This is a genomic window from Oleiphilus sp. HI0125 (assembly GCF_001635355.1).
Genome location: NZ_LWGF01000864.1, coordinates 1 through 1,259, shown reverse-complemented (window position 1 = coordinate 1,259; position 1,259 = coordinate 1). Strand labels below are relative to the sequence as shown.

Below are 1,259 nucleotides of genomic sequence, written 5' to 3'. Positions count from 1 at the left end.
GTCGAGTTACTTTACACATCAATAATCGATTAGTTTTTATAGAAGCCTTTAAACTCCTATTAAACAAGTTTTTTTATCAAAACAGCACACATTATGCTTAATTTAAGATCCTGCTGTTTAGCAGGGAATAAAAAATTAAAAGACGTAATAGGAAATCACTATGAACTATAAAAAATTGCTTGGTCTTGCGGCGGCTACCATACTAAGCACTAGCGCAAATGCTGCGATGTTTGTGTTTGATGACACTAGCGACACTGAAACTAAATTTGTGTCTAGCATCGACTTTGGCGATTTTGAAGTAACAGCTGGCTACACCAATGGTCTAAACCTTGGCAATGCAGGCTCTTTCAGCAAAACCACTAATACATTCGCGGGTGAGGTTTACTGGGATACAAATCCAGCAAACGGCGGCCTTGGCTTAACAAGCCCATTGAATTCTAGCGATGGTCTAGATTCAAACTTTCAGAATAATGCGGGTTCAGATGAAGTCTTATTCTTCGAATTTGATACAAGCACTATTCTTGACACTGTTTGGTTCAACGGCAGTCATAAAGATCTTGTAACGGCTGATCGCAATAACAACATTTACGATGGTGGCGACGCATTGTTCAACATCTTCGCAAGTGCTGATGGCATCGACTACACCAGCGTATTCTCGCCTGCTAGCAATGGTCATTATCAACAAGCACCAATCGATCGCGACTACCTAACAACTGGCGTTGACATGGGTTACATGTACTACGCAGTCGCATCTACAGGCTGGGGTTCACACTCAAGCTATGTTGAGAAAATCAGCTACAACGCAGTTAGCGAGCCCGCTACGCTTGCACTACTAGGCCTTGGCGTACTTGGTCTAGGCGCAGCACGTCGTCGCTCAGCGAAATAGTCAGCCATGACGATAAATAAGCCTAAATCGACGCGGTATTAGGCTTATTTTTTTGTCTTTTCGCCTCGCTTGAGCAACGTTTCGAACAGTACTTAACCTGCTCCCAATCACGCTCCCACTTTTTACGCCAAGTGAAAGGCCTTTGACACATAACACAAAGCTTTGAAGGCAACTCAGACTTTTTCATTACGTTCTAGCTTGTGAAAGAAACTCTCGGCATCGCTTGCGATTAATTGTCGTTTCGCATCATCCATTTTCTCTAAGGTTCGATACGGCATAGATAAGCGCTGATTACCGCGAAGTTTGTCTTGATTGCGCGCCAAGAAATCCCAGTAAAGATAGTTAAACGGACAGGCGGATTCGCCGTTCTTAT

At 43.2% G+C, this 1,259-nt stretch carries 2 protein-coding genes and 1 pseudogene; 1 reads left to right on the top strand and 2 read right to left on the bottom strand.

Going from position 1 to position 1,259, the window contains the following annotated elements; all coding sequences use genetic code 11:
* Positions 1-160 precede the first annotated feature (160 nt).
* Positions 161-886, top strand: a complete 726-nt coding sequence (locus A3762_RS14115) for a PEP-CTERM sorting domain-containing protein (protein ID WP_068756151.1) — start codon at positions 161-163, stop codon at positions 884-886.
* A 22-nt stretch (positions 887-908) separates the two neighbouring features.
* Here the strand turns inward: A3762_RS14115 and A3762_RS25990 are convergent, their stop codons facing one another.
* Entirely contained in the window at positions 909-1,037 is a 129-nt protein-coding gene (locus tag A3762_RS25990) for a DUF2256 domain-containing protein (RefSeq protein ID WP_231878817.1), read from the bottom strand.
* 22 nt (positions 1,038-1,059) lie between these two features.
* Positions 1,060-1,259, bottom strand: a pseudogene (locus tag A3762_RS27640) (cryptochrome/photolyase family protein); the annotation flags it as partial.